This is a genomic window from Arthrobacter globiformis, from assembly GCF_030818015.1.
Classification (GTDB): domain Bacteria; phylum Actinomycetota; class Actinomycetes; order Actinomycetales; family Micrococcaceae; genus Arthrobacter; species Arthrobacter globiformis_C.
Genome location: NZ_JAUSZX010000001.1, coordinates 1,539,829 through 1,564,902 on the forward strand (window position 1 = coordinate 1,539,829; position 25,074 = coordinate 1,564,902).

General features: G+C 66.8%; 24 protein-coding genes and 1 tRNA gene. 20 read left to right on the plus strand and 5 right to left on the minus strand.

Annotation, left to right across the window (positions count from 1 at the left end; genetic code table 11):
* The first annotated feature begins 3 nt into the window (after positions 1–3).
* The 19 genes from QFZ23_RS07135 (at position 4) to QFZ23_RS07225 (ending at position 18,263) form a co-directional block, all read left to right on the plus strand.
* A complete protein-coding gene (locus QFZ23_RS07135) occupies positions 4–1,203 on the plus strand; it encodes an amidohydrolase (RefSeq protein WP_306921638.1) in 1,200 nt (399 codons plus the stop codon).
* 157 nt (positions 1,204–1,360) lie between these two features.
* Positions 1,361–1,795: a MarR family winged helix-turn-helix transcriptional regulator gene (locus tag QFZ23_RS07140; protein ID WP_306921640.1), complete on the plus strand. Its 435-nt coding sequence runs from the start codon at positions 1,361–1,363 to the stop codon at positions 1,793–1,795.
* Between the two features lie 45 nt (positions 1,796–1,840).
* A complete protein-coding gene (locus QFZ23_RS07145; protein WP_306921642.1) occupies positions 1,841–2,272 on the plus strand; it encodes an organic hydroperoxide resistance protein in 432 nt (143 codons plus the stop codon).
* The gene (locus QFZ23_RS07150) at positions 2,269–3,297 is read left to right on the plus strand and encodes an NADP-dependent oxidoreductase (protein ID WP_306921644.1); all 1,029 of its coding nucleotides are present in this window, start codon (positions 2,269–2,271) and stop codon (positions 3,295–3,297) included. The genes QFZ23_RS07145 and QFZ23_RS07150 overlap by 4 nt, the downstream gene beginning before the upstream one ends.
* Positions 3,298–3,476: 179 nt before the next feature.
* Positions 3,477–3,908: a cytidine deaminase gene (locus tag QFZ23_RS07155; RefSeq protein ID WP_306926722.1), complete on the plus strand. Its 432-nt coding sequence runs from the start codon at positions 3,477–3,479 to the stop codon at positions 3,906–3,908.
* Positions 3,905–5,218, plus strand: a complete 1,314-nt coding sequence (locus QFZ23_RS07160) for a thymidine phosphorylase (RefSeq protein WP_306921646.1) — start codon at positions 3,905–3,907, stop codon at positions 5,216–5,218. Before QFZ23_RS07155 ends, QFZ23_RS07160 begins: the two co-directional genes overlap by 4 nt.
* A gap of 2 nt (positions 5,219–5,220) precedes the next feature.
* Positions 5,221–5,838, plus strand: coding sequence for a DedA family protein (locus QFZ23_RS07165; RefSeq protein WP_306921648.1), 618 nt, complete (start codon positions 5,221–5,223; stop codon positions 5,836–5,838).
* A 102-nt stretch (positions 5,839–5,940) separates the two neighbouring features.
* A complete protein-coding gene (locus QFZ23_RS07170) occupies positions 5,941–6,639 on the plus strand; it encodes a DedA family protein (RefSeq protein ID WP_306921650.1) in 699 nt (232 codons plus the stop codon).
* Between the two features lie 87 nt (positions 6,640–6,726).
* A complete protein-coding gene (locus QFZ23_RS07175; RefSeq protein ID WP_306921652.1) occupies positions 6,727–7,872 on the plus strand; it encodes an adenosine deaminase in 1,146 nt (381 codons plus the stop codon).
* A 31-nt stretch (positions 7,873–7,903) separates the two neighbouring features.
* The gene (locus QFZ23_RS07180) at positions 7,904–8,566 is read left to right on the plus strand and encodes a MazG nucleotide pyrophosphohydrolase domain-containing protein (protein WP_306921655.1); all 663 of its coding nucleotides are present in this window, start codon (positions 7,904–7,906) and stop codon (positions 8,564–8,566) included.
* A gap of 120 nt (positions 8,567–8,686) precedes the next feature.
* Positions 8,687–9,967 carry a phosphopyruvate hydratase gene (gene eno / locus QFZ23_RS07185; protein WP_236807650.1) on the plus strand — a complete coding sequence of 427 codons (1,281 nt, stop codon included), beginning with the start codon at positions 8,687–8,689 and terminating at the stop codon, positions 9,965–9,967.
* An 88-nt stretch (positions 9,968–10,055) separates the two neighbouring features.
* Positions 10,056–10,784, plus strand: coding sequence for an FtsB family cell division protein (locus QFZ23_RS07190; protein ID WP_306921658.1), 729 nt, complete (start codon positions 10,056–10,058; stop codon positions 10,782–10,784).
* 75 nt (positions 10,785–10,859) lie between these two features.
* Positions 10,860–11,585: a DUF501 domain-containing protein gene (locus tag QFZ23_RS07195; RefSeq protein ID WP_306921660.1), complete on the plus strand. Its 726-nt coding sequence runs from the start codon at positions 10,860–10,862 to the stop codon at positions 11,583–11,585.
* Entirely contained in the window at positions 11,582–12,538 is a 957-nt protein-coding gene (locus QFZ23_RS07200; protein WP_306921662.1) for a Ppx/GppA phosphatase family protein, read from the plus strand. Before QFZ23_RS07195 ends, QFZ23_RS07200 begins: the two co-directional genes overlap by 4 nt.
* Before the next feature lie 18 nt (positions 12,539–12,556).
* On the plus strand, positions 12,557–13,948 hold the full coding sequence (locus tag QFZ23_RS07205; protein ID WP_306921664.1) for a S8 family serine peptidase: 1,392 nt from the start codon (positions 12,557–12,559) through the stop codon (positions 13,946–13,948).
* Between the two features lie 34 nt (positions 13,949–13,982).
* The gene (locus QFZ23_RS07210) at positions 13,983–15,461 is read left to right on the plus strand and encodes an NAD(P)/FAD-dependent oxidoreductase (RefSeq protein WP_306921665.1); all 1,479 of its coding nucleotides are present in this window, start codon (positions 13,983–13,985) and stop codon (positions 15,459–15,461) included.
* Positions 15,462–15,698: 237 nt separating this feature from the next.
* Positions 15,699–16,649, plus strand: a complete 951-nt coding sequence (locus QFZ23_RS07215) for an N-acetyltransferase (protein ID WP_306921667.1) — start codon at positions 15,699–15,701, stop codon at positions 16,647–16,649.
* A 20-nt stretch (positions 16,650–16,669) separates the two neighbouring features.
* Positions 16,670–16,743: transfer RNA gene (locus QFZ23_RS07220), tRNA-Leu, on the plus strand.
* 173 nt (positions 16,744–16,916) lie between these two features.
* Entirely contained in the window at positions 16,917–18,263 is a 1,347-nt protein-coding gene (locus QFZ23_RS07225; RefSeq protein WP_306921669.1) for an ABC transporter substrate-binding protein, read from the plus strand.
* Positions 18,264–18,334: 71 nt separating this feature from the next.
* Here the strand turns inward: QFZ23_RS07225 and QFZ23_RS07230 are convergent, their stop codons facing one another.
* Genes QFZ23_RS07230 through QFZ23_RS07245 form a run of 4 tightly spaced genes read right to left on the minus strand, consistent with a single transcriptional unit; the run spans position 18,335 to position 22,439 of the window.
* The gene (locus QFZ23_RS07230; RefSeq protein WP_306921671.1) at positions 18,335–19,105 is read right to left on the minus strand and encodes an ABC transporter ATP-binding protein; all 771 of its coding nucleotides are present in this window, start codon (positions 19,103–19,105) and stop codon (positions 18,335–18,337) included.
* Entirely contained in the window at positions 19,102–20,169 is a 1,068-nt protein-coding gene (locus QFZ23_RS07235) for an ABC transporter ATP-binding protein (protein WP_306921674.1), read from the minus strand. Before QFZ23_RS07235 ends, QFZ23_RS07230 begins: the two co-directional genes overlap by 4 nt.
* A complete protein-coding gene (locus QFZ23_RS07240; RefSeq protein ID WP_306921675.1) occupies positions 20,166–21,134 on the minus strand; it encodes a branched-chain amino acid ABC transporter permease in 969 nt (322 codons plus the stop codon). Before QFZ23_RS07240 ends, QFZ23_RS07235 begins: the two co-directional genes overlap by 4 nt.
* A gap of 9 nt (positions 21,135–21,143) precedes the next feature.
* Positions 21,144–22,439: a branched-chain amino acid ABC transporter permease gene (locus tag QFZ23_RS07245; RefSeq protein ID WP_306926724.1), complete on the minus strand. Its 1,296-nt coding sequence runs from the start codon at positions 22,437–22,439 to the stop codon at positions 21,144–21,146.
* A gap of 348 nt (positions 22,440–22,787) precedes the next feature.
* Here QFZ23_RS07245 and QFZ23_RS07250 point away from each other — a divergent pair, with 348 nt between their 5' ends.
* Positions 22,788–23,723, plus strand: coding sequence for a Bax inhibitor-1/YccA family protein (locus QFZ23_RS07250; RefSeq protein WP_306921677.1), 936 nt, complete (start codon positions 22,788–22,790; stop codon positions 23,721–23,723).
* A 98-nt stretch (positions 23,724–23,821) separates the two neighbouring features.
* Here the strand turns inward: QFZ23_RS07250 and QFZ23_RS07255 are convergent, their stop codons facing one another.
* Positions 23,822–25,060, minus strand: coding sequence for an acetyl-CoA C-acetyltransferase (locus QFZ23_RS07255; protein WP_306921678.1), 1,239 nt, complete (start codon positions 25,058–25,060; stop codon positions 23,822–23,824).
* Between the last annotated feature and the right edge of the window lie 14 nt (positions 25,061–25,074).

The following is a 25,074-nucleotide window of genomic DNA, read 5'->3' on the forward strand; positions in this document are numbered from 1 at the left end:
GGTGTGCGCAATTACACTACTGAAACTGAGCCGACCGCACTTGTGGGGCCGTGGCTCGAGCCCCTGCTGCCGGAACTGATCGATTTTCGCCGTGACCTGCATGCGCACCCCGAACTGTCCTTCAGGGAATTCCGGACGACGGACAAGCTGGCGGAGCGGCTCGAGGCGGCCGGCCTCGAGCCCCGCCGGCTCGAGGGCACCGGCCTTACCGTGGACATCGGCGAAGGCCCGATCGCCACGGCGCTGCGCGGTGACATCGACGCCCTGCCGATCATCGAGGAAACGGGACTGCCGTTCGCCTCGAAGAACCACGGCGTCACGCACGCCTGCGGCCACGACGTGCACACCACCACCATGCTGGGCATCGCCCTCGTGCTGCACCGCATGCACCAGGAGTCCCCGCTGGGCGGATCCGTGCGCATCATCTTCCAGCCTGCCGAGGAAACCATGCCCGGCGGGGCGCACTCCTGCATCGAGCAGGGCGTCCTGGAAGGCGTGCCCCGCATCCTGGCGCTGCACTGCGACCCGCGCATAGAAGTGGGCAAGATCGGCACGCGCATCGGCGCCATCACCTCGGCGTCGGACACCATTCGGATCGAACTGTCCGGCCGCGGCGGGCACACCTCGCGCCCGCACCTGACCGAGGACCTTGTTTTCGCGCTCGCGCAGATTGCCGTGAACGTGCCGGCCGTCCTCTCCCGCCGGGTGGATGTCCGCAGCGGCGTCTCAGTGGTGTGGGGGCACATCTCCGCGGGTTCGGCGCCCAACGCGATCCCCGGCACCGGGTACATGGCCGGAACCATGCGTTGCCTGGACCGCGATGCCTGGCACAGCGCTGGCGAACTGCTGGATGAAGTGGTGCACCAGGTGGCCGCGCCGTACGGCGTTGACGTGCGGCTGGAGCACACCCGGGGCGTTCCTCCGGTGGTCAACTCCGAGCATGAGACGGCGCTGATCGAGGCGGCTGCACGCGCTGAGATCGGCGAAGGCGCAGTGGTGCTGACGCCGCAGTCCATGGGCGGGGAAGACTTCGCCTGGTTCCTGGCCGAGCTGCCGGGGGCCATGATGCGCCTCGGCACCAAGACTCCCGGCGGCGAGGAGTACGACCTGCACCGCGGCGACTACATTCTGGACGAGCGGGCCCTTGGCTTCGGCATCCAGGTCCTCACCGCCGCAGCACTCCGCACCATCCGCGACCTCTAGGCCCCGCAACACCTGCCAGCACGAACGGACACTAAGCCCCCGGTTCCAGCGCGAACGCACACTTAAGCCCCTGCTCTAAGGGCCGCAAGTGTCCGTTCGCGCTTTCCTTTGCGCCAGTAAGTTGTGCACAATTTAATTGCACGCTACCGTTGTGGGTATGCCCGATGCTCCCCGTCTTGACCGCCAGGTGTGCTTTGCCCTCTACTCCGCTTCGCGGGCTGCCACAGCCGTCTACCGCCCGCTCCTGGAGGAGCTCGGCCTGACTTACCCGCAGTACCTCGTCATGCTCGTGCTTTGGGAGAACGAGCCGCGCGGCGTGCGGGAACTGGGGGAGGAGCTCGGTCTCGACTCCGGAACACTCTCACCGCTCCTCAAGCGTCTCGAGGCGCTGGGCCTCGTGGAGCGGCGGCGCTCGGCGGAGGACGAGCGCCGCGTCGCCGTGCACCTGACCGACGCCGGCAAGGACCTCAGCAGCAAGGCCTCCGGCGTGCCCCAGCGCCTCGCCGCCGCAGCGGGCCTGAGCCCCGGCGAACTTGACCAGCTGCGCGAAACCCTCGGCAAGCTCACAGCAGCCCTGCACGATTCGCTCTAACCAGCAGACAGAAACCACCAGACCTCCCACCCGGAAGGAAACAAATTGAAGACTCTCTACACAGCCGAGGCCCTCGCGTCCGGCGAAGGCCGCGACGGTTCCGCGCGAACCAAGGACGGCAAACTTGACGTCAACCTCGCCAGCCCGGTGGAGCTGGGCGGCAGCGGCCAGGGCACCAACCCGGAGCAGCTGTTCGCTGCCGGCTTTGCGGCCTGCTTCCACTCCGCCCTCCGCGTGGTGGGCCGGCAGGCCAGGGCAGACCTCACTGACTCCGCTGTCGCAGCCAAGATCCACTTCGGCGCCCTCGAGGACCGCGAGGGCTACGGCCTGGCCGCGGAGCTGGAAGTCGCCCTCCCAGCACTGGACCGAGACACCGCAGAGACGCTCATGGCCAAGGCGCACAGCATCTGCCCGTACTCCAACGTGACGCGCGGCAACATGGACGTCGCACTAACGCTCGTGGAGTTCGCAGCGTGAGCGCCGGAGCAGCAACGGCATTGCCGGTGACCACCCGCGAGATCCAACTGGCGTCGCGCCCATCGGGACGGCCCCTCCCGGAAAACTTCAGGCTCGCCGAGACAGCAGTCCCGGCCCTCAACGACGGCCAGGTCCTCGTCCGGAACCTGTTCATCTCGGTGGACCCCTACATGCGCGGCCGCATGAACGACGCCAAATCCTATTCAGCGCCGTTCGCGCTGGACGAAGCGCTCGACGGCGGTGCGGTGGGTGAGGTGATCGCGTCCCGGTCAGATAAGCGCAAGGTGGGGGACGTCGTCGTACATCAACTCGGCTGGCGGGAGCACGCGGTGGTGGACGCGGAGCGGACCACCACCGCGGACACAAACCTCGCCCCGGCCTCTGCCTTCCTGGGTGCGCTCGGCATGACCGGACTCACCGCGTACGCCGGCCTGCTGAAGGTCGCGGAGTTCAAGCCCGGGGACGCCGTTTTCGTCTCGGGTGCCGCCGGCGCCGTTGGCTCGCTCGTGGGGCAGATCGCCAAGGCGATGGGGGCCTCAAAGGTGATTGGCAGCGCGGGCACACCGGAGAAAGTTGCCCGGCTGCTGGACCTGGGCTTCGACGCGGCGTTCAACTACCGCGACGCCCCGGTCCTGGACCAGCTGAAGGCCGCTGCGGGCAGCAACGGCATAGACCTGTACTTCGACAACGTCGGCGGTGACCATCTCGAGGCGGCGCTGTCCGTCCTGAACGTGGGCGGCCGCGTGGCCATGTGCGGCGCCATCGCACAGTACAACTCGACGGAACCGCCGGCCGCGCCGCGCAACCTGGCCGTGGCGATCGGCAAGCAGCTCACGCTGCGCGGGTTCCTGGTGGGCGGCCAGCGGCAGCATGCCGCAGAGTTTGCCGGGCGGATGGCCGGCTGGCTCGCCGACGGGACCGTCCGGTACGACGAGACGGTTGTCGACGGCCTGGAGAACGCTCCGCAGGCCTTCATGGACATGCTCGACGGCGGGAACACCGGGAAGATGCTCGTCAGGCTCTAGCCGGTCCAACAGTCTTCAACACCCAGCGCGAACAGACACTTAAGCCCCTGCTCGAGGGGCCGCAAGTGTCCGTTCGCGCTGGGCGTGCTACCCGGACATGGAGCAGGACACTAAAGTGGGCTCATGAGTGCGCTTCGGTGCACCCGGGTGCCGGCCAGCGGCATCCCGTACGCCAAGGGGTGACGGCCGTGCAGAACGACGCCAACGAAGCGGGCGCCATCATCGACTGGACGGCCCTGGAAGCCGCCGCGCTCGACGCCATGAAGTCCGCCTACGCGCCCTACTCGAACTTTCCGGTGGGGGCCGCGGCCTTCACGGCGGACGGCCGGATGGTGACCGGCTGCAACGTGGAGAACGCCAGCTATGGCCTGACGCTGTGCGCCGAGTGCGTCCTCGTGGGGAACCTGCAGATGACCGGCGGCGGCCTGCTGCGCGCCTTCTACTGCGTCGACGCCGCCGGCAACGTGCTCATGCCCTGCGGACGCTGCCGGCAGCTGCTGCACGAGTTCCGGGCACCCGGCATGGAGTTGATGACCACGCAGGGGATCAAAACCATGGACCAGGTGCTGCCCGACGCATTTGGCCCCGAACACCTGGAGGGAACCCGGTGACCCAGAAGAACGAGGCGTTCGACGCCGTCGAGATCATCCGGACCAAGCGTGACAAGGGCGCGCTGAGCCCCGAGCAGATCAGCTGGACCATCGACGCGTACACCCGCGGCGTCATCGCGGAGGAGCAGATGGCCGCCCTGAACATGGCCATCCTGCTCAACGGCATGGACCGTGCCGAGATCTCGCAGTGGACCGCGGCGATGATCGCCTCGGGGGAGCGGATGGACTTCTCCGGCCTCCGGCGGCCCGACGGCGGCGTGAAGGTCACCACTGACAAGCACTCCACGGGCGGCGTGGGGGACAAGATCACCCTCCCGCTGGCGCCCCTCGTCGCGGTATTCGGAGTGGCAGTGCCGCAGCTGTCCGGGCGCGGGCTGGGCTACACCGGCGGCACGCTGGACAAACTCGAGTCCATTCCGGGCTGGCGCGCATCCCTGAGCAACGATGAAATGCTGGCCCAGCTCCAGGAGGTGGGCGCGGTGATCTGCGCCGCCGGTGCGGGGCTCGCTCCGGCGGACAGGAAGCTCTACGCGCTCCGCGACGTCACGGGCACCGTCGAGTCCATCCCGCTGCTTGCCTCGTCGATCATGAGCAAGAAGATCGCCGAGGGCACGGGCTCGCTGGTGCTGGATGTCAAGGTGGGCAGCGGGGCGTTCATGAAGGACGAGGCCGGCGCGCGCGAACTGGCTGAGACCATGGTGGCCCTCGGCAAGGACGCCGGAGTGGAAACCGTGGCCCTGCTGACCAACATGGGCACTCCGCTTGGACTCACCGCGGGCAACGCCATCGAGGTGGAGGAATCCGTTGAGGTCCTTGCGGGCGGCGGCCCGGCCGATGTGGTCGAGCTGACGGTGAGACTCGCGGAGGAGATGCTGCGGTGTGCCGGTGTTTCCGACGCCGATCCCGCCGCCGCGCTCAAGGACGGCAGGGCCATGGACGTCTGGAACCGGATGATCGCGGCGCAGGGCGGCGACCCCCGGGCCAAGCTGCCGGTGGCCAGGGAAACGGAAACCATTTACGCGCCGGCCGACGGTGTTCTTGTGGAGCTCGACGCGTTCGCCGTGGGTGTGGCGGCCTGGCGGCTCGGCGCCGGCCGGGCGCGAAAGGAAGACGCGGTGCAGGCAGCTGCGGGCGTCCGCCTGCACGCCAAGCCCGGCGCAGCTGTGCGTGCCGGCGAACCGCTGATGACACTGCTGACGGACACGCCGGAGAAGTTTGCCCGGGCCAGGGAAGCGCTCGACCACGCCGTCACCATCGCGCCGGAAGGTTCCAGGCCTTCCCAGCAGCTCATCATCGACCGCATCGCCTGACCGTGCAGGCCATCAATGACTTCATCCTGGCTGCCGCCGGCCAGCCCTGGGTCCTGTTCATAGTCCTCGCCTGTTGCGTGATCGACGGCTTCTTCCCGCCCATTCCCAGCGAATCGGTGGTGGTGGGTCTGGCCGCCGTCGCCGCGACGGCGGACGTTCCGAATCCGTGGCTGCTCGCGGCCGTAGCAGGACTGGGCGCGTTCACCGGCGACAACGCCGCGTATCTCATCGGCCGGGGCGTGGGCACGCAGCGCTGGGCGTGGATGCGGGGGCCGCGGATGCAGCGCGCGTTCCGGTGGGCCGGACGGGAGCTGCGCAAGCGGCCGGCGTCGCTGATCCTCGTGGCGCGGTTCGTCCCCATCGGCAGGGTGGCAGTCAACCTGACCGCAGGAGCCACGCATTATTCCCATCCCCGCTTCATCGGGCTGACTGTGCTTTCAGCCACGCTCTGGGCCTCGTACTCCGTGGCCATCGGGCTGTTCTTTGGCCAGTGGTTCGAGGAAAACCACCTGCTGGGGGCCGCGATCGCCATTGTTTGCGCCATTGTGCTGGGCATCCTGGTGGACCTCGGCATCAACCGGCTCCGGAACCGCGTCCAGGATCCGCTCGAAGAAGGTTGACTTTCCAATCAAGGGATAGCGGACTATCCTCCGGCCATGCGACACTAAAGAGCGATTTGGGTCACTTCCCGTCCTGTTATAGTCCCTAGGAGCAACACCCGCGTGGAGTTTATTAATGAGGCCGTGCTCCATGCAGCGGGTCAGTGGTGGATTTATCCCGTGTTGCTCATGTTTTTCTTTGTTGACGGGTTCGCGATGGTGGTCCCCAGCGAGACGCTCATCGTGGCGCTGGCGGCCTTCTCCCGGCACAGCGGCGAACCCAATCTCTGGATCCTTGGCCTGACTGCCCTGACCGGCGCCATGGCCGGTGACAACATGGCCTACATGCTGGGCCGGAAGATCGGCCTGGAGCGCTGGAAATGGATGCGCCGGGCCAGGGTGCAGAAGGTGTTCGGCTGGGCGCGGTACGAACTTGAGAAGCGCGGCGCCGTGCTGATCTTCACGGCGCGCTACATCCCGTGGGGGCGCGTGGCGGTGAACTACGTCGCCGGCACCACCGGATACCCGCACCGCAGGTTCTTCCTGCTGGATGCCTTCGCCTGCTTCACCTGGGTGGGCTATTCGATAGGCATAGGCCTCGTCGCCAGCTCCTTCCCGTGGCTGCACCACAACCCGCTGCTGGGCGCCGGGATCGCCGTCGTGTTCGCCATCCTGCTGGGCATCGTCATTGACCACGCCCTGCGCTGGTGGCACAAGCGGCTCGGCCGCAACGATGCCGCCGCGGCGCCGGGAGGGAGCCCCGCGCCGGAAGAGGGCAGCGTCCCGGAAGGCGGCCGGGAGCAGACCAGCCGCGTGGCTTAGCAGCGCGGCTGAGCGGCTTTTCGGGCCGCCCGTCACCGTGCAGCGGGCGCGTTGGCAATGCCGCCGGTCCAACCCTAGAGTTGGTACGTGACTGAGCCAATCGTTGACGCCGCCCCTGCCCTTGACTTCGACCTGAAGAGCCTGCCCAAGGTATCCCTTCACGACCACCTCGACGGCGGCCTGCGCCCCGCCACCATCATCGAGCTGGCGGACGCGGTGGGGCACACCCTCCCGTCCACCGACCCGACCGCGCTGGGCGAATGGTTCCGCGAATCCGCCGACTCCGGCTCGCTGGTCCGCTACCTGGAAACGTTCGACCACACGGTGGCCGTCATGCAGACCAAGGAAGGCCTGTTCCGCGTCGCCAAGGAGTTCGTGGAGGATTTGGCGGACGACGGCGTGGTGTACGGCGAAGTGCGCTGGGCACCAGAGCAGCACCTCCAGAAGGGGCTGACGCTCGACGAGGTTGTCGAGGCAGTCCAGGAGGGCCTCGAAGCCGGCGTGGACGCCGTGGCCGAGACCGGCCGCGAGATTCAGGTGGGCCAGCTGATCACGGCCATGCGCCACGCTGACCGCGGCCAGGAAATTGCCGAACTCGCCGTTCGGCACCGCGACAAGGGCGCCGTGGGGTTCGACATTGCCGGCGCCGAAGACGGCTTCCTGCCCTCGCGCTTCCGGGACGCCTTCACCTACCTGGCCGAGAACAACTTCCCCGCCACCGTGCACGCCGGTGAAGCCGCCGGACTGGACAGCATCCAGTCCGCGCTGGTTGACGGCCGGGCCCTGCGCCTGGGCCACGGTGTCCGCATCGCCGAGGACATCATGGTGGAGTTCGACGAGGACGACGCCGACGACGAGGATAGCGACAACATCGGCCTGGTCACCCTGGGCAACCTGTCCAGCTGGATCCGTGACCGCGGCATCGCCCTGGAAATCTGCCCGTCCTCGAACCTGCAGACCGGCGCCATTGCCGGTTTCGGTGAGGGCATCGAAAGCCACCCGCTGGACATGCTGTACCAGCTGGGCTTCAACGTGACAATCAACACCGACAACCGGCTCATGAGCCGCGTGACGCTCACCGACGAGTTCGAGCTGCTGGTGGAAACCTTCGACTACGACCTCGACGACCTGCTGGAGCTCACGCTCAACGCCGCCGAGGCGTCCTTCCTGCCCCTGGAGGAAAAGGAAGCCCTCGTGGAGTACATCAACGATGCCTACGGCGACCTTGGCTGATACCGTCCAGCCTGCTGAACCCGCTCCTGAAATGGGGGAGTTGCTGAGGGTGATTGCCGCCCTCCGCGAGCACTGCCCCTGGATGGGCGCCCTCACCCACGAGTCGCTCGTGGAGTACCTGCTGGAGGAGGCCTATGAAGTGGCCGAGACCATCGAGACCGGTGCGGACGAGGCTGAACTGAAGGGCGAGCTGGGCGACGTGCTGCTCCAGGTGGTGCTGCACGCCCGGCTCGCCGAGGAACGAGGCGTGTTCGGCTTCGGCGACGTCGCGCGCGGCCTCACCGGGAAGATGATCCGCCGCAACCCTCACGTGTTCCGTCCGGACGGATCCCTCCAGGACTCCTTTCCTGCCACGGTGGAGGAGATCGTGCTCAAGTGGGATGCCGTGAAAAAGGCCGAAAGCCCGCAGCGCAGCACGCCCTTCGAGGGCATTCCGGTGGCTCTGCCCGCACTGGCGCAGGCGCAGAAAACCCTGGACCGGGCCGAGCGGGCCGGGCTGCAAGCCCCGGTAGCTGAACGAACCCCGTTGGTTGAGCTCGCCGAAACAATAGAAACCGAAGCCGAACTCGGCGAGCTGCTGCTCGCCGTCGTCCGTTCAGCCCGGAGCAGGGGGTTCGACGCCGAACGCGCCCTCCGCGGGGCCGTCCGGCAATACCAGAACCGCCACCCGGAAACATCCGCGCCCGGATCATGACGTCCGGGTTCTGGATAGGTTTCCGTAACGTGCACCACTCTCGACTACGCTAGTCCCTGACGAGGACGTCGAGATTTTTCCCCTAAAGTCCCCAGTAAATCGCCCACAAGGAGCACATCCATGGCGCTTATCGATGCCATCCACGCCCGCGAGATCCTCGATTCCCGTGGCAACCCCACCGTCGAAGTTGAAGTTCTCCTCTCCGACGGCCAGATCGGCCGCGCTGCCGTTCCGTCCGGTGCGTCCACCGGCGAGCACGAAGCCGTTGAACTGCGCGACGGCGACAAGGGCCGCTACCTCGGCAAGGGTGTCCAGAAGGCCGTTGACGCCGTCATCGACCAGATCGCACCGGCCCTGACCGGCTTCGACGCCACCGACCAGCGCAGCATCGACCAGGCCATGATCGACCTGGACGGCACCGCCAACAAGGGCAAGCTCGGCGCCAACGCCATCCTGGGCGTCTCCCTGGCCGTTGCCAACGCCGCAGCAGCCTCCGCTGACCTGCCGCTGTACAAGTACCTGGGCGGCCCGAACGCCCACGTCCTGCCCGTTCCGCTGATGAACATCCTCAACGGCGGCTCGCACGCGGATTCCGACGTCGACATCCAGGAATTCATGATCGCCCCGATCGGCGCCGAGACCTTCTCTGAGGGCCTGCGCTGGGGCGTTGAGGTTTACCACAACCTCAAGTCCGTGCTGCAGCAGAAGGGCCTCTCCACCGGCCTCGGCGACGAGGGCGGCTTCGCCCCGAACCTGCCGTCCAACCGCGCTGCCCTGGACCTGATCCAGGAAGCCATCCAGAACGCCGGCTACACCCCGGGCACCGACATCGCCCTGGCCCTGGACGTCGCCTCCTCCGAGTTCTTCAAGGACGGTGCCTACCAGTTCGAGGGCAAGGCCCTGAGCGCCGCCGAGATGAGCGCGTACTACGCCGAACTCGTTGCCGACTACCCGCTGGTTTCCATCGAGGACCCGCTGGACGAGAACGACTGGGAAGGCTGGAAGATCCTCACCGACACCATCGGTGACAAGGTCCAGCTGGTGGGCGACGACCTGTTCGTCACCAACCCCGAGCGCCTGCAGCAGGGCATCGACGCCGCCACGGCCAACTCCCTGCTGGTCAAGGTCAACCAGATCGGCTCCCTGACCGAAACCCTGGACGCCGTTTCCCTGGCCCAGCGCTCCGGTTACACCACCATCACCTCGCACCGCTCCGGCGAGACCGAAGACACCACGATCGCCGACATCGCCGTTGCCACCAACGCCGGACAGATCAAGACCGGTGCCCCGGCCCGCTCCGAGCGCGTTGCGAAGTACAACCAGCTGCTGCGCATCGAAGAGGAACTCGACGACGCCGCACGCTACGCCGGCCGCAGCGCCTTCCCGCGTTTCAAGGCCTAGTAGCCAAAGAAACAGCTGACCGGTGGCTATGGTGGAAAGACCATAGCCACCGGTTTTGTTTTAGGCGCCCACACGTTACAGGAGTGTCATGGCTACCCGCCGCCCCAAAGTTCCCAGGGTGACCCCACCAGCCCAGCAGTCCTCCGCCGGCTCGGCCGGGGGAGACGTCATCCAGGCGGACTTCGGCGGCCCGCGTTCGGTCCCGGCCACCCATGAAGCCGGGACGGGACACGGAGGCACGGGGGCGAAAGCAGCGGGCAGCGCCAACGACGCCGGTACCAAGACTGGCGCCGGCACCAAAGCAGGCCCGGGCACCAAGGCCGCCGCCGGTGCCAAGGGGGGCACCGGAAAGCCTGGCAGTGCCGGGAACAGCCGCGGGAAGTCCGGGTCATCAGCCGTTGCGGCCGAGGAAGAGAACCTCGACCCCGTTCCTGCCAAGGCGTTTTCCGGGCGCATGCTGGCGCTGGCCGTGGTGATGGTAGCCATCACCATCATGCTGGCCCCCACCGTGAAGATCTTCATCGACAAGCGGGCGGAAATCGCGGCCCTGGAGTCGGACATTGCGGACAGCAAGGCGAACCAGGACAACCTCAAACGGCAGGTCTCGCGGTGGCAGGATCCCAACTACGTCAAGCAGCAGGCCCGGGACCGCATTAACATGGTTATGCCGGGAGAGACCGGCTACTGGGTGTTCGGCAGCGACCTGCCGGCCGGCGCATCAGGCAGCCAGCCCAGCGCAGCAGAAACACAAGACCCCGCCGACGTGCCCTGGGTAGATTCCCTCTGGGAGTCCATCAGGCGCTCGGCAACAGACTAGGAGCGGCGCCCGCCGCGGGACTGTCCACCGGAATTTCGGGGCAGCCAGATCCGGGCAGGAAGGACGGCCACGCCAGTGGACGACAACACGGCAACCGCCCCCGGTGAATCCAGGCAGCCATCAGCGCAGGATCTCGATGTGCTCAGCCGCCAGCTGGGGAGGCCGGTGCGTGACGTTGTGGAAATCCCGGCGCGCTGCGTCTGCGGGAACCCGCTCGTGGCGGCAACATCCCCGCGCCTCAGCAACGGAACACCCTTCCCCACCACGTTCTACCTGACCCACCCCGTCATCACGTCGGCGGTCTCCCGGCTTGAGGCCGGTGGCCTCATGAACGAAATGAATGACCGGCTTGCCGCCGACGAGTCTCTCGCTGCCTCCTACCGGGCAGCCCACGAGGCCTATCTGGCTGCCCGCGCCGCCATTGGGGCACGGTCGGGGATCGGCGACGTCCCGGAGATCGACGGCGTCTCCGCCGGCGGCATGCCCACCCGCGTCAAGTGCCTGCACGTCCTGGTGGGACACTCGCTGGCCGCCGGGCAGGGCGTGAATCCGCTGGGCGACGAAGCCATCGCGGCCATCAGCGAATGGTGGACCGCCGACCGCTGCTACTGCCAAGGTGCCTGGGACACGGCCGGCGAAGTGCCGTCCAGGGACCTCAGCCGCCACGGCCCGCAGGGGCTGCCGGACATCGTCGGCCGGCCGGCGCCCGTCCGCAAATCCAAGACGGACGCCAGGACCTCGGACGCAGCCACGGCAGATGCAGCCACAACCGACGCAACTACAACGGAGGCTGGCGCATGACCCGGGTGGCTGCCATTGACTGCGGAACCAACTCCATCCGCCTGCTCATCGCCGACATTGACCGCAGCAACGGGGCCACGAAGCTCACCGACGTCGTGCGTGAAATGCGCGTAGTGCGGCTTGGCCAGGGCGTGGACGCCACCGGCGAGCTGGCGCCCGAAGCGCTGGAGCGAACCTTCGCAGCCACGGCCGACTACGCGGCGCTCATCCGCGAGTACCAGGCCCAGAAAGTCCGGTTCGTGGCCACCTCGGCCAGCCGGGACGCCCGGAACCGCCAGGTATTCGTCGACGGCATTCAGAACCTCATTGGCGTGGAGCCTGAAGTGATCACCGGCCACGAGGAAGCCGCGCTTTCCTTCGCCGGTGCCAGCAGCGTGCTGCCCATTTCGGCAGAGGACAAGGTGCTGGTGGTGGACCTGGGCGGCGGCAGCACCGAGTTCGTGCTCGGTGACGCCAACGGCGTGATCGCAGCGAAGTCCGTGGACATCGGCTGCGTCCGGCTGACCGAACGCCACCTCACGTCGGACCCGCCCACAGCGGAGCAGATCGCCGCCGCGGAGGCCGACGTCGACGCCGCCATCGCCGAAGCGCGGCTGGACGTTCCGCTCGAACGCAGCACCGCCGTCGTCGGGGTTGCCGGCTCAATCACCACCATCACGGCGCACGCGCTCAAGCTGCCCGAATACCTGCCGGGGGCCATCCATGGCGCCGAACTGTCCATCTCTGCAGTCCAGGCGGCGGCCACCGACCTGCTGCAGATGCCGCGTGCGCGGAGGGCCGAACTGCCGTATATGCACCCCGGTCGCGTGGACGTCATTGGCGCCGGCGCGCTGGTCTGGCGGCGCATCCTCACCCGCATGGGTGAGCTCAGCGGCGGCCGCATCATTACGGCCACCGCCAGCGAGCACGATATTCTTGATGGAATTGCCCTGAGTGCCGTGGCACCGAGTTAACCAAGCATTGGATCCTGAATGACCAGAGCAACAGCCCGGCTTCGCCGGACGGTCTCGGCCCTTCTGTCCGCGGTGCTTGCCGGTGGCATCGCCGCGTCCGCCGTCGCCACCGCACCGGCCGCGCAGGCCGATTCCTGGCGGGACAAGGAGTACTGGCTCAAGGAAGCCGGCATCACCAAGGCCTGGGAGGTCTCCAAAGGCGCCAACGTGAAGGTCGCTGTGATCGACAGCGGCGTGGACGGCGGCCATCCCGACCTCAAGGGCGTGCTGGCGGGCGGCCACGATGTTTCCGGTGCCGGTGCCCCCGACGGCGAGAAGAGCATCGGTGCCAAGCCCGAGCACGGCACGCTGGTGGCCACCATGCTCGCGGGCCGCGGACACCAGCCTGCGAAGAAGGCGGCGGCCAAGCCTTCCCCGAGCGCCACCGCAACGGCGTCCAAAGCCATGCCGGACGGCATCATGGGCGTGGCCCCCGAGGCGCAGATCCTCTCCGTATCCACCTGGCTGGGATCGGCCAACCCCGGCGGCAAGAGCGACCAGGACCAGATCCCGGAGGCTGTGCGCTGGGCGGTGGACAACGGCGCCAAGGTCATCAACATTTCGCTGGGCAGCACGTCGCCTGAGTGGCCGCAAAGCTGGGACGCCGCCTTCCTGTACGCCGAGCAGAAGGACGTGGTCATCGTGGCCGCGGCCGGCAACCGGGTGGGCGGCAACGTCCAGGTGGGGGCTCCGGCCACCATTCCCGGCGTGCTGACCGTCGCGGGCGTGGACCGGAGCGGACAGGCGAGCACCGATTCCTCCTCCCAGGGCATCAGCATCGGAGTGGCAGCGCCTGCGGAGAAACTCGCTGGCGGACTGCCCGGCGGCAGCTACGCGGAATGGGCCGGCACGTCCGGTGCCACCCCCATCGTCTCCGGCGTTGCGGCGCTGATCCGCTCCAGATGGCCCGAGATGAGCGCCAAGCAGGTCATCAACAGGATCGTCTCCACCGCCAGGGACGAGGGCACGCCGGGCAAGGACCCGCTGTACGGCTTCGGCGTCCTCAACGCGGAGGCGGCACTCAAGGACGATGTGGCCGAAACGAAGACCAACCCGCTGGGTTCCATCGCGGACTGGATCCGCGTCCACCGGCGCGGGAACCTCGCGACGCCCGCCCCCGAGCCGACGGCCCCGGCGCCCACCGCTCAGGCCACGCTGCCAAAGGCGACTGTGCCGGTTGCGGTGCCGCCCTCGCAGCTGGACAGTGCACTGCCGGCCGCGGTAGTCATCGGGTTTGGCGGGCTGTTCATAGCCATTATTGCGGCGGGCGCGGTCCAGTTGCGACGGGCCTACCGGGCGTCCGGCGGGGGAATGGAAGAGCCGGAAACCGGTGCCGTGACGAGGGCGGATTCGGCGGACCGGCCAAGTTAGTGAAGATTTTCACAAAGTACTGTACGCTGGAGTTATGGCAACCACCCCACAGCTCCAGGATCGTCCGCGTGTGCTCGTCGTCGGCGGCGGGTACGTCGGCCTCTACGTAGCCCTCAAACTGCAGAAGAAGATCGCGAACGCAGGCGGCATCGTCACCGTCGTTGATCCGCTGCCCTACATGACGTACCAGCCCTTCCTGCCGGAAGTTGCCGGCGGAAACATCGAGGCCCGCCACGCAGTGGTCTCGCACCGCCAGCACCTCAAGCAGACCGAGCTCATCCAGGGCCGCGTCGTGTCGATCGACCACGCCAACCGCACGGCCGTGGTTGCCCCGGCTGACGGAGGCGACAACTTTGAGGTGCCGTACTTCGACGTCGTGCTTTCCGCCGGCGCCATCACCCGCACGTTCCCCATCAAGGGCCTGGCGGACAAGGGCATCGGCCTGAAGACCATCGAGGAAGCCGTTGCACTGCGCAACAAGGTCCTCGACCGCATCGAGGTCGGCTCCACCATGACCGACCCCGCCGAACGCGCCCGCGCCCTGACCTTCGTGGTGGTGGGTGGCGGCTTCGCCGGCATCGAATGCATCACCGAAATGGAAGACCTCGCCCGCGCTGCAGTCCGGAACAATCCGCGCGTCAAGCAGGAGGAAGTCCGCTTCGTCCTGGTCGAGGCCATGGGCCGCATCATGCCGGAGGTCACCGCGAAGCAGGCCGAGTGGGTTGTGGAGCACCTCCGCAGCCGGGGCATCGAGGTTCTGTTGAACACCTCGCTGGACAACGCCGAGGGTTCCCTCAAACTCATCAACCTGCCGGACAAGACGCCGGCCCAGGAATTCGAAACCGATACCCTCGTGTGGACCGCCGGTGTGCAGGCCAACCCGATGGTCCGCTCCACCGACTTCCCGCTGGAGCCCCGCGGCCGCGTCCGCGTCCTGCCGGACCTGCGCATCTCGGGCGACGAAGGCATCATCGACAACGCCTGGGCTGCCGGTGACATCGCCGCGGTTCCCGACCTGACGGGCGGCGGCCTGCCGGACGGCACCTGCGTTCCCAACGCCCAGCATGCGCTGCGCCAGGCGAAGCGCCTCGCCAAGAACCTGTGGGCTTCCCGCTGGGACAAGCCGCTGGTGGACTACAAGCACAAGAACCTCGGTGCTGTGGCCGGCTTCGGCGAGTGGAAGGGTGTTGCCAACATCAACCTGCTCGGCCGTATCGGGCTCAAGGGCCCCCTCGCGTGGCTGGCACACCGCGGCTACCACGGCATGGCCATGCCGACGTTCGAGCGCAAGTTCCGCGTAATCTTCAACTGGATCCTTAGCTTCTTCGCGGGCCGCGACACCACCCAGCTCCTGGACCTGGACAACCCGCGCGGCGCCTTCGTGGCCGCTGCCACCCCGGCGCCCAAGCCCGCCGCTCCGGCTCCGGCCGCACCGGCTGAGAAGGCTCCGGAGAAGTCCGCTGCCCCTGCCCAGGGCGGCGCCAAGGATGCTGTCACGGCTGAGGCCAAGTAGGTCCCCACCGCCTCCCTCGCTTCGCTCCGCTCAGCCGGGGAACCCTCCCCGCTGCCTCCCCAATCTCGCAAGCTCGATTGGGTCCCCTCGGCAGTGTGGGCCCAGGCGGCGGCCCCGCAAACGACGACGGCGGCCGTTCCCTTCCGGGGACGGCCGCTTTCGCGTTTCCCTGGGTCGGGCGGTCTTCCCTGGTGCGGCCCTCCCGGGCACGGCAGGGTGCACACATAGACTGGCTCCATGACGGGTGAAAAGAACCTCCAAACTCTCCTAGCCTCGATGCGTCCGGTGCTCCGGGAAGGGGAGTACGTCTACGTTCTCTGGCCGCACGGCAAGCCGCTGGCGGGGCACATTGAGGCCGCCGTCCGGGAGGCCGAGGGGCTCACTGTGGTCCTGCCCCGGGCCGAAGCAGACGCGCTGGACCTGCCTTACGATTTCGTGGCCGCCTGGATCACCCTGGAGGTCCACTCGGCCCTGGAGGCGGTGGGCCTGACCGCGGCCGTCAGCAGGGCACTGACCCAGGCCCGGATCAGCTGCAACGTTCTCGCAGGCTTCCACCACGACCACCTGCTGGTGCCGGTGGCTGACTCGGCGCGGGCGCTGGAGGCCCTGGCCGAGCTCTCGGCCGCCAACGCCCCAGAGCCCGAGCCGGTGCGGGAAGTGGTCCTGCGCAGCGAACAGCCCGGGGACCGCGACGCCCTCCTTGCCCTGACCGCCGAAGCCTTCGCTGTTTCCCCGGTCACCGGCCTGCCCGTGGCCGGGGAGCCTGTTGAGGTCAAGGTACTCCGCGAGCTGTTCGTCGCCGAGGAATACCTGCCCGAGTTCAGCATCGTCGCAGAACTCGACGGCGAAATCGTCGGCTACGTGATCAGCACCCGTGCATGGGTCGATGACCTTGAGCTGCTGGGCCTCGGGCCCATCGGCGTGACGCCCCGACTGCAGCGCCACGGCATCGGCTCGGCGCTGATGCGCGAAACCGTCGTCCGTGCCAACGCCGCGGGGGAGAAGGGTATCGCGCTGCTTGGAAGCACCGAGTATTACCCGCGGTTCGGCTTCGTTCCGGCGTCGTCCCTGGGCGTCGAGGCGCCGGACAGGAACTGGGGCGACCATTTCCAGCTGCTGCCCCTCGCCATGTGGCCCGGCGGTGTGCACGGCACATTCCGTTACGCGGGGCCGCTGGCCGCCGTTTGAGGCGATACCATTGACCGGGCGCCCCAGTAGCCCAATTGGCAGAGGCAGCGGACTTAAAATCCGCGTGTTGTGGGTTCGAGTCCCACCTGGGGTACAACTTTTCTCCTCCACGTCGCCGGTGTTCCAATATGCAACGAGTGTTATGAGGATGTGACCTTAGTCACTTATGTTCACGCTCGAATTGGATTAGCTTGAACTTAGCTCAGGAACCCCTGACCAAAAATCGCATCAAAGGCCGTTCGCACCTTTCGATCGAGGAGACTCTAAATGATTTCACTCCCCCAGGCGGCGCCCAGGGTGGCTAAGCTCACAGCGCTTAGCATCGGCGTCGCCCTTCTGGCCACGGCTTGTGGTGGCGGTTCCACCCCAAGCGCGACCGAATCCTCTGCAGCGGCAGGCAGCATCGCATGCCCCGCTCCCAGTGCCACGGCCGGGGCAAGCAGCACCGCCATAGAGACCGGCAACGTGCCGGCAGCAACCACCACCACCCCCACTCCGCTGAAACTTGGATCGCTCTTGCCGACGACGGGGTCGCTGGCGTTCCTCGGCCCGCCCGAAATCGCCGGTGTTAACCTCGGCATCAAGGAAGTCAACGCCGCCGGCGGTGTGCTCGGCAAGCCGGTCCAGGTGGTCCACCGCGACTCCGGCGACACCAAGACGGACATCGCCACGCAGTCCACCACGGCACTTCTCGGCCAGGGTGTCAGCGCCATCATCGGTGCCGCATCCTCGGGTGTGTCCAAGACCGTGATCAACCAGATCACGGGTGCGGGCGTGATCCAGTTCTCCCCGGCGAACACGTCGCCGGACTTCACCACTTGGGATGACAAGGGCCTGTACTGGCGTACGGCTCCGTCCGACGTCCTGCAGGGCAAGGTGCTGGGCAACTACATCGCAACGTGTGGTGCCCAGACAGTGGGCATGATCGTCCTGAACGACGCCTACGGCACCGGCCTGGCAAAGAACGTCAAGGCCGCGTTTGAAGCAGCCGGTGGCCAGGTTGTGGCCGAGGAACTCTTCAATGAGGGCGACTCGCAGTTCAGCAGCCAGGTGGACAAGGTCATCGCCGCCAAGCCGGACGCCATTGCCCTGATCACCTTTGACCAGGCCAAGAGCATCGTCCCGCTGATCACGGGCAAGGGCATCAAGCCGACGCAGCTGTTCATGGTGGACGGCAATACGTCCGACTACAGCAAGGACTTCAAGGCCGGCACGCTGAAGGGCGCACAGGGAACCATCCCCGGCACCTTCGCCAAGGAGGACTTCAAGAAGAAGCTCCTCGCCATCGATCCCGCCCTGAAGGACTACAGCTACGCCGGTGAGTCCTACGACGCCGTCAACCTGATCTCACTGGCAGCGGAGGCCGCCAAGAGCACCAAGGGCACGGAGATCGCCAAGCAGCTCAAGGCAGTTTCCGAGGGCGGCGAGAAGTGCACGGACTTCGCGTCCTGTGTCACGCTGCTCCGCAACGGCAAGGACATCGACTACGACGGTGAGTCAGGCCCCGTGACCTTCTCGGACGCCGGTGATCCGACGGAAGCCTCCATTGGCATCTACGAGTACCAGGACGACAACAAGTACACGCCGGCCCGGGAGGAATTCGGCAAGCTGTAAGCCGCTTCCCACGGCACAACAAGAAGCCCCCGTCCAGCCGGACGGGGGCTTCTTGTTGCTTTCCGGGACAGTTAGTCCTCGTCGGCCAGCGTGCCGAGGTACAGCTGGATGACCTTCGGGTCCTTCATCAGCTCACGGCCCGTGCCGGTGTACGCATCCTTGCCCTGGTCCAGGACATAACCGCGGTCGCAGATCTGCAGGCAGCGGCGGGCGTTCTGCTCCACCATGATCACGGACACGCCGGCACGGTTGATCTCGTGCACCCGCAGGAAGGTCTCATCCTGCTTGACGGGGGAGAGTCCCGCCGACGGTTCATCCAGAAGCAGCACGGCCGGCTCCATCATCAAGGCCCGGCCCATCGCCACCATCTGCCGCTCGCCCCCGGACAGTGAGCCCGCTCTCTGAGCCCTGCGCTTACCCAGTTCCGGGAAAAGGCTGGTGACGAAGTCGAAGCGCCGCGCGAAGTCCTTGGGCCGCTGGAACATGCCCATCTGCATGTTTTCCTCAATGGTGAGGGTGGAGAAGACGTTGTTGGTCTGGGGCACGAAACCGACGCCCTGGGTCACCAGCTTGTTCGCCTTGAGGCCCGTGAGGTCCTGTCCCCTGACCACCACGGATCCGGAGTGCACCTTCACCAGACCGAACATGGCCTTCAGCAGTGTGGACTTGCCCGCCCCGTTCGGGCCGATGATGCCGATCAGTTCGCCCTTCCGGGCCTCGATGCTGCACCCGTTGAGGATGTTGACGCCGGGGAGGTAGCCGGCCACCAGATCGGTGACCTTGACGACGGCGCCGTCCTCGGCTGCGCTGCTTGCGGCCGGGGCCGCGCTCGTGGCACTCATTCCTTGTCCTCGTCTGTGCGTCCGACGGCTGTGGATCCGGCACCTGTTGGTCCGTTGTCGGTGCCCGGTCCGGCTTCGGTGATCGTGGGCGCCACGGCGTCCACCGCGATGATGCCCGCGTCCTCGGTTCCGACGATCGATTCCTCGTCCTTGACGAGTTCCTGCTCGAGCGCCTTGATGCCCTCGGTGTCGCCGAGATCGACGTCGTGGTGGGCGCCCAGGTAGGCGTCGATGACGGCGGGGTCCTTCATGACCTCGCCCGGGGGACCCTCGGCCACGATCTTTCCTTCGGCCATGACCACCACCCAGTCCGCGATGTGCCGGACCATGTGCATGTCGTGTTCCACGAAGAGGACCGTCATGCCTTCGGACTTGAGGTTCTTGATGTGGTCCAGCAGCGACTGCGTCAGCGCCGGATTGACCCCAGCCATCGGTTCGTCCAGCATCACCAGCTTGGGCCGGACCATCAGGGACCGGGCCATTTCCAGCAGCTTGCGCTGGCCGCCGGACAGCGACGCCGCGTAGTCGTCCTTCTTGGTGTCGAGCTTGAACTTCTCCAGCAGGACGTTGGCGTGCTCGGTGATTTCCTTTTCGCGGCCGCCCCAGATGTTCTTGAACAGGGCCTTGGACAGCCTCTCGCCCGGCTGGTTGGAAGCGCCGAGCCGCATGTTTTCCATGACCGTCAGCTTCCCCATGACCTTGGTGAGCTGGAACGTGCGGACCATGCCCATCCTGGCCACCTTGTAGGAGGACACCCCGGCGATGCTCTGGCCCTCGAACTGCCACTTGCCCGAGTTAGGCGTGTCAAAGCCGGTGAGCAGGTTGAACAGGGTGGTCTTGCCGGCCCCGTTGGGGCCGATCAGGGCGGTGATCTTGTGCCGCGGGATCTCCAGGTAGTCGACGTCGACGGCGTTGATGCCGCCGAAGCTGCGGGTGACGTTTTCTGCGACGACGATCGCATCCCGCTTCTTGCAGCCCGGGGTGTTGTCCCCGACGGCGATCGGCCGGGCGTCCGTCATGTAGTCGACGCCCGCTTCCATTGATTCTTCGCTGTGCTTGCTCATGCGAACGCCAGCTCCTTCTTGTTGCCAAAGACACCCTGGGGCCTGAAGATCATCAGCAGCATCAGGGCGATGCCCACCAGGATGTAGCGCAGCTGGCCTGCCTGGACCGTGGTCAGCCAGGTCACCGCGCCGGATTCGATGAGACCGTACAGGACGCCCTGCGTGAGGGACAGGACCACCCAGAAGATCATGGCGCCTATCACCGGACCCAGGACCGTGGCCATGCCGCCCAGCAGCAGGCAGGTCCAGAGGAAGAACGTCAGCTCGGTGCCGTAATTGGCGGGCTGCACGGCACCGCGGGGGAGCGTGAAGATCATCCCGGCCAGCGCTCCGAAGATGCCGCCGATCACCAGTGCCTGCATCTTGTGCGCGTAAACGTTCTTGCCGAGCGAGCGCACGGCGTTCTCGTCCTCGCGGATGCCCTTCAGGACACGGCCCCAGGGGCTGCGCATCAGGAGCCAGACGAGGACGCAGCCGACGGCCACCAGTCCCCAGCCCACCACCCGGATGAAGAAGTCACGGTTGTTCATGCCGAAGTAGGAGCCCTCCGGGAAGGGGTTCATCGTATAGAACCCGCCCTCGAAGGCGGCGAGGCCGTTGGCGGAACCGGTCACCGACGTGAGCTGGTTGGTGGTGACCACGTAGCGGACAATTTCGGCCGCCGCAATGGTGACGATGGCCAGGTAGTCGGCCCGCAGGCGGAGGGTGGGAATGCCCAGCACCAGCGCAAAGAGCACGGAACAGATGACGGCGATCAGGAGGCCGACAAAGAATGGCACCCGGAAGGTGAGTGTGGAGATGGCAAAGCCGTAGGCTCCCACCGCCATGAAGCCTGCCTGGCCGAAGTTCAGCAGGCCCGAGTAGCCGAAGTGCACCGCGAGGCCGAGGGCGGCGAGGGCGTACGCCGCCGTCGTCGGGCTGAAAAGTTCGCCAGCCGCGCTGGAAAGAATAAATCCGAAGTCCATGGCTGTCTCCTAACCCACGCGCTCGCGGCGGCCCAGGATGCCCTGTGGCCGGAACAAGAGGACGACGATCATAATGAAGAGTGCTCCCACGTATTTGAGGTCGGCCGCCAGGCCGAACACGGTGGTCAGTTCGACGAAGATGCCGACGATGACGGAGCCGATGAGAGCGCCGAAAACGGTGCCCAGTCCACCGAGGGTCACGCCGGCGAAGATGAGCAGCAGGATCTGCGAGCCCATGTCGAAGGTGACGCCGGGCCGGTAATAGGCCCAGAGGATGCCTCCCAGTGAAGCCAGCACCCCGCCCACGATCCAGACCAGGCGGATGACGCCGTCGACATCGATCCCGGAGGCGGCGGCCAGGGCCGGATTGTCGGCCACGGCACGGGTTGCCTTGCCGAGCCTGGTCTTCAGCAGGATGATGCCGATGAGTGCGATCACGACGGCACTAATGACCAGTGACCACAGGTTGTTGGGGGAGATGGAGACCGGGCCGAGCTGGATTTCCGCGCTCTGTGCAAACGGAAGCTGCTGCGTGGCGCCGCCGAAGTAGAACTGGATGATGTAGCGGACGGCCAGGGCCAGCCCGATGCTCACGATCATCATCGGCACCAGGCCGGTGCCGCGGCGGCGCAGCGGACGCCAGAGCCCGGCGTCCTGCGCGTAGCCAAAGAGTCCGCCACCGAGCAGTGCCAGGATTATGGCCAGCCAGAAGGGCAGGTTCATGGCGCTGAATGCAAAGACCAGCACGGCGCCGAGGGTCACCATCTCGCCGTGCGCAAAGTTGGTGAGGCCAGTGGTACCGAAGATCAGGGACAGGCCTACGGAAGCGAGGGCCAGCAGAAGGCCGAAGCTAAGGCCGGCCACGAGCCTGTTGAGCAGGTTCTGGCCGAAGTCCTGCTGCTGCACCACGATGCCCTTGCCGAAGGCGAAGATGACCGAGAGGTTTGACGTCTGGCTAAAGGTGACGGTACGGGGGTTCGACTGGCCTTCGGCGAGCTTGATTCCTTCCGGAAGCGTGGATTCGTCGAGCTGGATCTCGTAGGTGCCCTGGGTGGGAACACCGATCCGCCAGGATCCGTTGGCGCCCGAGGTTGCCTCCCCGGTGAAGGTCCCGCTCTTGGCGGTGATCTTCACGCCTTCGATGGGGCGCCGTGTATCGTCGCGGAGAAACCCGCTGATGGTGTCCTGGAACTGCTGGTTCGACGGGGGTGGTGTCGGAGCCGGAGTGGCGCCCTGCGATGCCGGCGCTGCGACAAGCAAAAGTGCCACGACGGCGGAGGCAATGGCCCCCCAAACCTTCAGCAGCCCGGCCGGCCGCCAGAGAGGCAGCCCTCTCGGTGTGCGTCTCAAATTGAAAACCTCCACGTGGGGGTGGTTGCGGCTGCCTCATTGCAGCCGCTGCGAACGGAGGGTGGCGTATATCCTTGCTGGTGGAGCAGGTATTGACTAGCTGTGATATTCGTCACCCTGATCCGCTTATCGTACATTGCAAGCAGTACAAACCGCGGGGGCGGAGCTGACCATCAGATAGCGATCCGGTAACAACTGAAATGCCCCGCCACCAGCAGGAACTTTCCGGGTCGCTGGTCCGTGGAAATTGATAGCGTGACCAGTAGATTCATCACTTGACCCCATACATGGAGGACACCCGCAATGGCACTTGGCGGAAACCCGATCTTCAACGGAAAGAATTTCCGTGGAGCCACCCAGGCACCGCCTGTCCCGCAGGCGTACGGCCACAACAACTACGGCCAGAACCAGTTCGGCCAGCCGGCGTACGGCCAGGGCCGCGGCCCCGGCCAGGTCATGGACGCACAGTCCGGCTGGATGTCACAGCAGCAGAACATGTCCAACGACCAGCTGCAGCAGATGTACAACCGGCCTGCCGCCGGGCCGTCCGAAACCGGGCGGATGACCTTCGACGACGTCATCGTCAAGACTGCCGTCTGCCTCGCTGCAGTGGTGGCCGGTGCCGCCGTCACGCTGGTCGTGGCCCTGCCGCTCGCCAGCATGCTCATGATCGTCGGTGCCCTGGGCGGCTTTGTGCTGGCCCTGGTCAACACGTTCAAGAAGCAGCCCTCGCCTGCGCTCATCCTGGCCTACGCGGCCCTCGAGGGACTGTTCCTCGGCGGCCTGACCCGCATCCTTGACGGGATGTACCCGGGCGTCGGCCTGCAGGCGGTCATCGGCACGCTGTCGGTTTTCGCCGTGACGCTGGTCCTCTTCAAGAGCGGCAAGGTCCGTGCGACGCCCAAGGCGATGCGCTTCTTCATGATCGCCACCATCGGCTACGCGGTCTTCGCAGTGATCAACATGATCATGATGTGGACCGGCGCGGTGGATTCGCCCTTCGGCCTGCGCACGAGCTTTGAGATCGCCGGCATTCCGCTGGGCGTGTTCATCGGCCTGCTCGCAATTGGCCTCGCTGCCTTCTCGCTGATCATGGACTTCACCAGCATTGAGGCCGGAGTCCGCAGCGGAGCGCCGGAGCGCTTCTCCTGGACCGCCGCCTTCGGCCTGACCGTCACACTCGTGTGGCTGTACGTGGAAATCATCCGCCTGCTGGCCATCCTCCGCGGCGACGACTGACACCCAGCCCGGCAGACCGCCGCCGTGCGTCCTTAAAGAGAGTGGGTCCCGCCAACCGGCGGGGCCCACTCCCGTGTTAAGGCACTCCCGCGTTAAGGCTAGGTGAGGCGCTCCAGCACCGCGGCCATGCCCTGCCCGCCGCCGACGCAGAGGGTGGCGAGGCCCATCGTCCCGTCCGTCTCGCGCAGGCCGTTGAGCAGCGTGGTGGTCATCCGTGCGCCGGTCATGCCGAACGGATGGCCCAGCGCGATGGCGCCGCCGTGGACGTTGAGCCTCGCGGGGTCGATTTTCAGTTCGCGGGCGCTGGCCACCACCTGCACGGCGAAGGCCTCGTTGAGCTCCACGAGGTCGATGTCCCGCATGTCCAGGCGGGCGCGGGCCAGAGCCTGCCGGGAGGCTTCCACCGGCCCCATCCCCATCAGCTCGGGGGACAGGGCGGTGGCCGCAGTGGAGACGATCCTGGCCAGCGGCTCCAGCCCCAGGTCCCGGGCGAGGTCGTAGCTCATGACGACCAGGGCGGCGGCGCCGTCATTGAGGGGGCACGCATTGCCTGCCGTGACGGTTCCCTCCCGGCGGAAGACCGGCTGCAGGGCGCTCACCGCTTCGAGGGTCACGCCCGGCCGGGGCGAGTCGTCCCGGTCCACCACCGTGCCGTCGCGCCGCTGGTACGGTGTGATTTCGCGGGCGTAGAAGCCCGAGGCGATCGCGGCCTCGGCCCTGTTCTGGCTCAGGACGGCCCATTCGTCCTGGTCCGCGCGGCTGACCCCGTAGGACGCGGCCACGTTCTCGGCCGTCTGGCCCATGGCGATGTAGATGTCCGGCATGCGGCCGCCCAGCCGCGGATCCGTCCAGGGCGTGTTCGACTCGGCACGCGCGGCCGTACGCTGGCGGGCCGGCTCGAACAGCGGGTTGTGGTTCTGGGCCCCCGTTTCACCGGCCCCGGCCCAGTCCTGGTAGCGCGAGACGGCTTCGACGCCGGCCGCCACGAACGCCTGGCCCTCGCCCGCGCGGATGGCATGGAAGGCCATCCGGAGGGTCTGCAGGCTGGAGGCACAGAACCTGTTGACGGTGGCGGCGGGCACGTCGTCCAGTCCCGTGAGGATGGTGACAACGCGGGCCATATTCGAGCCCGCCTCGCCGCTCGGTTCGGCGCAGCCGAGGTAGAGGTCGTCCAGGCCCGGCCCGCTGTCTCCCGTGGGGTCGAACGCCGGCAGTTTGGCCAGCGCCGCGCTGACCATGGCCGCCGCCAGATCGTCCGGCCGCTCGTCCTTCAGCGACCCCTTGAAAGCGCGGCCGATCGGGCTTCTGGCGGTTGAAACAATGACTGCTTCAGACATGCGACCAGCCTACG